Here is a 6,516-nt window from a genome sequence, read left to right as displayed (position 1 = left end):
GCGGCACCGGCAACACCCAGGGCGGCACGCAGGGTGGCGGCACCGGCAACACCCAAGGTGGCACCCAGGGCGGCGGCACCGGCAACACCCAGGGCGGCACCCAGGGCGGCGGCACCGGCAACACCCAAGGTGGCACCCAGGGCGGCGGCACCGGCAACACCCAGGGCGGCACCCAGGGCGGCGGCACCGGCAACACCCAGGGCGGCACCCAGGGCGGCACCGGCAACACGCAAGGTGGGACCCAGGGCTGACCGTTGAAGGTTCTCCAAAAGAGTCGGCACCTCGCGGAGGTCACGCCCCTGCGAGGTGCCGATCACTCGTCGCTTTCGGAGTGATGCAAATTGGCCAGAGCAGCCGTCCGGAGTGCCCTCCTCGCAGCCGCTGCCGCCGCGTGCCTCGCGGCCGGCGCATGGGACGCATCGGCGACCGAGGGAACCGTCCCGACCGGAGCGAATTCAGTGCTCCGGTGCTACGCGACGTCGAGCAACCCCGAATCCCCTGTCTGCTACCGCCTTTCGGCGAAAGCGGAGTTCCGGCACGGGCAGATGGTCTACGTCCCCATGCTGATCCAGGTCCCCGCGCCCGCGCATCCGTCTTCCGTCGTCATCGTCAACAACCTGAACGACATTCGTCCGGACTCGGTTCCGACGGCCCAGTAGTCATTCCAGGAGATCGTCTCCGATGATCCCGTTCTCCAGAGCGAATCGGGTGAGTTCCGCCCTACGGCGAGAACCGCTCTTTCTCCGCAGCCGCTCCAGATGCGTGTGAACCGTGTTTTCGGCGATGTTCAACTTCGCGGCGATCTCGCGATCCGTTGCGCCATCGGCAACGAACTGCAGGATCTGTCTCTCTCGGCCGGTGATGTGCGGAGGGGACGCCGGGATGCTGCGCCCGGCGAGGCTCGCACCGAAATAGGCGCCTCCCGAGGCGACGGCACGGACGGCCGCGACCAACTCGGAGGCATCGGTTTTTCGACTTAGATATCCGCGGGCGCCGGCCTTGATGCACGGGACGGCATCGGATTGTGCGCCCGACGCGGATATCACGATGACGGCGTGCCCCTGCCGGTACAGCCGAGCCACCTGGCGGGAGGTCACCTGGTCGCGGGACTGCAGGTTGATCAGGAGAATCACCTCGACGCCGGCCGCTTCAAGGGTTAACTCGTCGACGCACGTGGCGAGCATCGTGATCCTCAGGTCCGGTTGCGCCTGGAGGGCCTGTGTGAGACCGAGCTGGAGCAGCGGCCAGTCGCAGATGACGGCCAGATGTGTCACGGACGGGCTCATCACAAGTCCAGCGTAGGCGAGGCCAGGCCCTCGGCCATGTGACAGGGCGGGACAACGGTCGGCGACGTGGGCCGCCCGCTCTCACAGTCGGCCCTTCCGTGAACGGCGGCACGCCGGATGACCCGAACGTCCGGGAGTTCCTCCCCTCCCTGCACCTCAACCTGGCCGCCGACTACGTCGCGCTGGGCCGCCCCGAGGCCGCCCGCAGCCACTCGTGCTCCTTGGGCGGCTTGGCCTGCGACCGCGTGGTCCGGTCCTGGTCCGGGCCGATGTTGCCACGCGGGCCGGGGCCACCGGGGAGCAGGCGCCTCCCGGGGGGGATCGGGGCCATGAGGTCCGGCCCCGGCCGTCAGGGCCGGGGCCGGACACGCGGCCGGGCGGAGCCGGCCGGGCGGATCACCGATCAGCCGCCCCGGCCCACGGTCTCACCGCTCTTCCCATCCCCGGTCTCACCGCTCTCCCCACCGCCGGCCCCGGCGTCGGCCGCCTCCGCCGGCACCCGGAAGCCGTGGATCGCCGGATGGCGGGTGCCGCCGGTCCCGCGGCGCGGCTTCGTCCGGGCCAGCTCCTCGTCGAGCGCCATGGCGGCGGAGATCAGCGAGAGGTGGGTGAACGCCTGCGGGAAGTTGCCGAGCTGCTCGCCCGAGGGGCCGATCTCCTCGGCGAACAGGCCGACGTGGTTGGCGTAGGTGAGCATCTTGTCGAAGGCGTGCCGTGCCTGGAGCAGCCGTCCGGACCGGGCCAGCGCCTCGACGTAGAGGAAACTGCACAGGTTGAACGTGCCCTCGGACCCGCGCAGCCCGTCGGGCGAGGCGGCGGGGTCGTACCGGTAGACCAGGCTGTCGCTGACCAGCTCCTGGTCCATGGCGTCGAGGGTGCTGATCCAGTCCGGGTCGTGCGGGGACAGGAAGCCGACCCGCGGCATGAGCAGCAGCGAGGCGTCCAGCACATCGGTGTCGTAGTGCTGCACGAAGGCCTGCCGTTTCTCGTGCCAGCCCCGCTCGATGATCTCCCGGAAGACCGTGTCCCGGGTCTCCCGCCAGCGCACCAGGTCGGCCGGGCGGGAGAACCGGGTGGCCGCCCGTACGCCCCGGTCGAACGCGACCCACGTCATCAGCCGGCTGTAGGTGAAGTTCTGCCGGCCTCCGCGGGTCTCCCAGATGCCCTCGTCCGGGCGGTCCCAGTGGTCGGCCAGCCAGTCCAGTACGCCGCTGAGCGCCTTCCAGCCGCGCACCGCGCCGATGTCCCCGCCGACCAGCAGGGCGTCGGACGCCTCGCCGTAGATGTCGAGCTGGAGCTGGTCGGCGGCCGCGTTGCCGGCCCGTACCGGCCGTGACCCGCGATAGCCCTCCAGGTGGTCGAGGATCTCCTCGGTCAGATGGGGGTCGCCGTCCACCCGGTACATGATCTGCAGCGGGTCGCCCGAGGCGGTGCCGGCGGCCTCGACGCGGTCGCGCAGCCAGCGGCGGAAGGCGTACGCCTCCGCCTCGAAGCCCAGGTCGATCAGGGCGCTGACGGACAGCGAGGCGTCCCGGACCCAGGTGTAGCGGTAGTCCCAGTTCCGCTCGCCGCCGACCTGTTCGGGCAGTCCCATGGTGGCCGCCGCGACGGGAGCCCCGCTCGGCGCGTAGGTGAGCAGCTTCAGGGTGATCGCCGAGCGGTTCACCACTTCCTGCCAGCGTCCGCGGTAGGTGCAGGAGCGCAGCCAGTTCTGCCAGAACTCGCGGCATTCCTCGATGTCCTCGGCGACGGCCTGCAGGGACGGCATGGGCGGGGGTGCCGCGCCCTCGGGCGTGCTGGTCAGGACGACGGCGGCGGCTTCGCCCGCCCTCAGGGTGAAGCGGGCGGTGATGTCGTCGCCCTCGGCCCGCAGCGGGATCCCGGTGGTCGACTGGACGTGCAGGTCGACGCCCGGACCGTGCTGGACGGCCGAGTGGTGGTCGCCGACGGCGAGGGTGTGCCGGGCACGGCCGTAGTCGAAGCGTGGCCGGCAGACGAAGGTGAAGGGCAGGCTGCCGCGCACCACCCGGACGACCCTGACCAGTCGGTGCCGGTCGGAGGGCGTCGGGGAGTCGAGGGGCGCCATGAAGTCGGCGACCTCGCCGACCCCGCCGGGCCCCAAGAACCGGGTGATCAGCACGGCCGTGTCGGACAGGTAGAGCTGCCGGACCGACATGCCGTCCCCGGGCGGGTGGTCCGCCGCCAGCCGGCAGTCGCCGCCCCGTTCGCTGTCCAGCAGCGAGGCGAAGACGCTCGGCGAGTCGAAGCGGGGCGTGCACCACCAGTCGACGGTCCCGGCGGACGACACCAGGGCCGCCGTCTGGAGGTCGCCCACCATTCCGTGCTCCGCGATGGGCGGATACCGGTCCATCTGATCTCCTTCGCCGTCCGTTGCGGAGCCGGCCGTCCGTTACGGGGCCATGGCCGTGTCGTCGTCCCGCCGGACCACGCACAGGGCCCAGATGATGAAGCCGGAGACGGCGACCATCACGACGGACCACACGGGGGAGTACGGCAGGGAGAGGAAGTTGGCGATGATCACCAGCCCGGCGACGGCCACGCCGGCGACCCGTGCCCACAGCGCGGGCTGGAACAGGCCGAAGCTGACGATGACCGCGATCACGCCGAGGACCAGGTGGATCCAGCCCCAACTGGTCAGGTCGAACTTGAACACGTAGTTCGGGGTCGTGACGAAGACGTCGTCCTGGGCGATCGCCATGATGCCCCGGAAGATCGACAGCAGCCCGGTGAGCAGGAGCATGACGCCTGCGAAGGCGGTCAGGCCGAAGGCCCACTGCTGGGTTGCGGACTCCGTCCGCGCGCGGGTGCGGTTCGTCGCGCTCATACGGCTACCTCGTTTCGTTGACGTGGATGGTGCTCAGTGCGTGTGCGTGGACGGCGAGGTGGGCGGGGTGGGCGCATCGCCCGGCTGCTGTGCCTGCCGCGCCTGTCCGGCGCCGCTGAGGACCAGCTCCTTCGCCCTGCGGAACTCCTCGTCGCTGATGTCGCCGCGGGCCCTGATCTCGGAGAGCCTGGCGAGTTCGTCGACACTGCTGGTCGGGGCGGCCGAGCCCTTCGCGGCTTCCCGGACGTAGGAGTCGAAGGCCTGCTGCTGTGCGCGCGCCTGCGCGATCTCCCGCTTCCCCATGCCCCGGCCGCGGGCGATCACGTAGACGAGGACGCCGAGGAACGGCACCACGACGACGAAGAGCAGCCAACCGGCCTTGGCCCATCCGCTCATGTCATCGTCGCGGAAGATGTCGAAGATGACGCGGAACAGCAGGATGAACCACAGGACCCAGAGGAAGAACCACAGCATCGTCCAGAAGGCGCTCAGCAGTGGATAGTCGTACGCGAGGTAGGTCGGTGCGCTCATTTCACTCCTCCGTTGCGGGGCTCCGGCCCGGCGGTGCGCCACGGTGCGTGGCGGCTTCCGGCAGGCCGGTCTCTGCCGTTCCCAGCGTGCGCGGGGCGGGACGGCGGCGGCCTCACCCGAGGCGGGTGATCGTGGCGGCGCCGGGTCAGAACGGCGGGCCGGACGCGTCCGCCGGAGCCGGCCCCGACGTCGTGTCCGGCGGGCCGGCGGTGCGGCGCAGCGCGGCCCGCCAGGCGAAGGCGAGCACCAGCTCGACGAGGCCCAGCAGCACGAGCCACAGCCCGAGCAGCCTGGTCAGCGCCCGCGCCGACTCGGTGGGCAGGGCCAGCACCACGATCCCGGCCACGATGCCGAGCAGCGCGGTGCCCAGGACGACGGCGCGGTGCGGCAGGTCCTCGGTCGTGATCGCCGCGTAGAGGGTGAGGATGCCGGACACCAGCCAGGTGAGGCCGACGATCAGCGACAGCGCCGCGACGGTCTGCATCGGGTGGCGCAGGCAGAGCACGCCGGCCAGGACGAACAGCACCCCGATCGACAGGGCGGCGAGGCGTTCGCCGTGTCCCTCCCGGCCGAAGGCCGTGACGAACCGGAACGCGCCGGCGAGCAGCAGGTAGAGGCCGATGACGACGGCCAGGACGTGCAGCGTCTCGTCCGGCCAGACGAGGATCAGCACTCCGGGCACGAGCGTGACGACGGCCGATCCCAGGATCCAGGTCCACGAGCGGGCGACCGCCGCCACGGCGTCCCCGGGGACGGTGGCCGGCCCCGGGGACTGGTGCGACGGTCCGGTACGCGGTGCCGGACCACGCGACTCGGTCATGGCTCCTCCTCGCGTGATCGAACGGGCCGCTCCGGACCGCCGGCGGGGGCGGCGTGCGCGGACCCCTCACCCGCACAGCGTCGCGCGCCTCCCGGGTGCCGCGGGTCACCCCCCACGGGTGATCCCTCCGGCGGCCCGTGGCGGTGGGGTTGCTGCGGGGGCGGCCCGCGGCCCGCCCGCCCCCGCGCGGGCCGGGTCCGTCCGGCGACCGGCGGGCCGCCGGACAGGAGAGTGCATGATGACCGCACCGAGTGCCTTCACCGTCGCCTCACCGGTGGCCGATCGGGTGGCCCGCGGCAGGAACGCCCGCGCGCGCGTGCCGCGTTCGGGCCACGCGGAGTTCGCGCCCGCGCCGGACCGTCCCGACGTGGTCGAGGTGCTGGAGCGTCAGTCGGCCACCCGGCTGCCCGAGTTGGTGCCCGTCCGCTACGCCCGCATGCTCGAGTCCCCGTTCCGTTTCTACCGGGGGGCGGCCGCGGTCATGGCGGCGGACCTCGGCGCGCTGCCCGACACCGGGCTGCGGGTGCAGCTGTGCGGAGACGCCCATCTGCTGAACTTCCGGCTGCTGGCCTCCCCGGAGCGCCGTCTGGTCTTCGACATCAACGACTTCGACGAGACGTTCCCGGGGCCGTTCGAGTGGGACGTCAAGCGGCTCGCCGCCAGCTTCGTCATCGCGGCGCGTGCCAACGGGTTCCCGGCACCGGAGCAGGACGAGGCGGTGCGCGCGTGTGTGCGGGCGTACCGGGAGCGGATGCGGGAGTTCGCCGGCATGCGCGTGCTCGACGTCTGGTACGCCCAGGACGACGCCGACCGGATGCGGGTGCTGCTGGCCTCGTCGATGGGCCGGGCGGCCCGCCGCCGGACGGCCGAGGCGGCGGCGCGCGCCCGGTCCCGCACCCATCTGGAGGCGTACGCCAAGCTGACCCGGCTCACCCCCGGGGGCCGGCGGATCGCGGCGGACCCACCGCTGGTCATGCCGCTGCGCGACCTGCGCGACGGCGTCCCGGCCGGGGGGAAGGGGGCGGGCGACGGGG

Annotated in this window: 7 protein-coding genes; 2 read left to right on the top strand and 5 right to left on the bottom strand. The window is 72.1% G+C overall.

Annotated elements, in window-relative coordinates:
• On the top strand, positions 1–251 hold a 251-nt coding region (locus V7E45_RS20420; protein WP_333775633.1), incomplete at its 5' end, for a hypothetical protein.
• Positions 252–659: 408 nt separating this feature from the next.
• On the opposite strand, the gene V7E45_RS20415 is transcribed toward V7E45_RS20420, so the two are convergent.
• From V7E45_RS20415 to V7E45_RS20395, 5 genes are all read right to left on the bottom strand, one after another.
• Positions 660–1,274, bottom strand: coding sequence for a response regulator transcription factor (locus tag V7E45_RS20415; RefSeq protein WP_333775632.1), 615 nt, complete (start codon positions 1,272–1,274; stop codon positions 660–662).
• A 415-nt stretch (positions 1,275–1,689) separates the two neighbouring features.
• Complete coding sequence (locus V7E45_RS20410) at positions 1,690–3,657, bottom strand: glycoside hydrolase family 15 protein (protein ID WP_333775631.1); 1,968 nt, start codon at positions 3,655–3,657, stop codon at positions 1,690–1,692.
• A gap of 39 nt (positions 3,658–3,696) precedes the next feature.
• Positions 3,697–4,131 carry a DUF7144 family membrane protein gene (locus tag V7E45_RS20405; protein ID WP_333775630.1) on the bottom strand — a complete coding sequence of 145 codons (435 nt, stop codon included), beginning with the start codon at positions 4,129–4,131 and terminating at the stop codon, positions 3,697–3,699.
• 33 nt (positions 4,132–4,164) lie between these two features.
• Entirely contained in the window at positions 4,165–4,662 is a 498-nt protein-coding gene (locus V7E45_RS20400) for an SHOCT domain-containing protein (RefSeq protein ID WP_333775629.1), read from the bottom strand.
• A 145-nt stretch (positions 4,663–4,807) separates the two neighbouring features.
• Positions 4,808–5,482 carry an HdeD family acid-resistance protein gene (locus V7E45_RS20395; RefSeq protein WP_333775628.1) on the bottom strand — a complete coding sequence of 225 codons (675 nt, stop codon included), beginning with the start codon at positions 5,480–5,482 and terminating at the stop codon, positions 4,808–4,810.
• Positions 5,483–5,720: 238 nt separating this feature from the next.
• Here V7E45_RS20395 and V7E45_RS20390 point away from each other — a divergent pair.
• Positions 5,721–6,516 (top strand): DUF2252 family protein (locus tag V7E45_RS20390; protein WP_333775627.1); only part of this gene is annotated, 796 nt, incomplete at its 3' end.

The organism is Streptomyces sp. IBSBF 3136, from assembly GCF_036815105.1.
Lineage (GTDB): Bacteria > Actinomycetota > Actinomycetes > Streptomycetales > Streptomycetaceae > Streptomyces.
The sequence above is the reverse complement of the archived record's forward strand: the minus strand, read 5'-3'. Positions and strand labels throughout refer to the sequence as shown.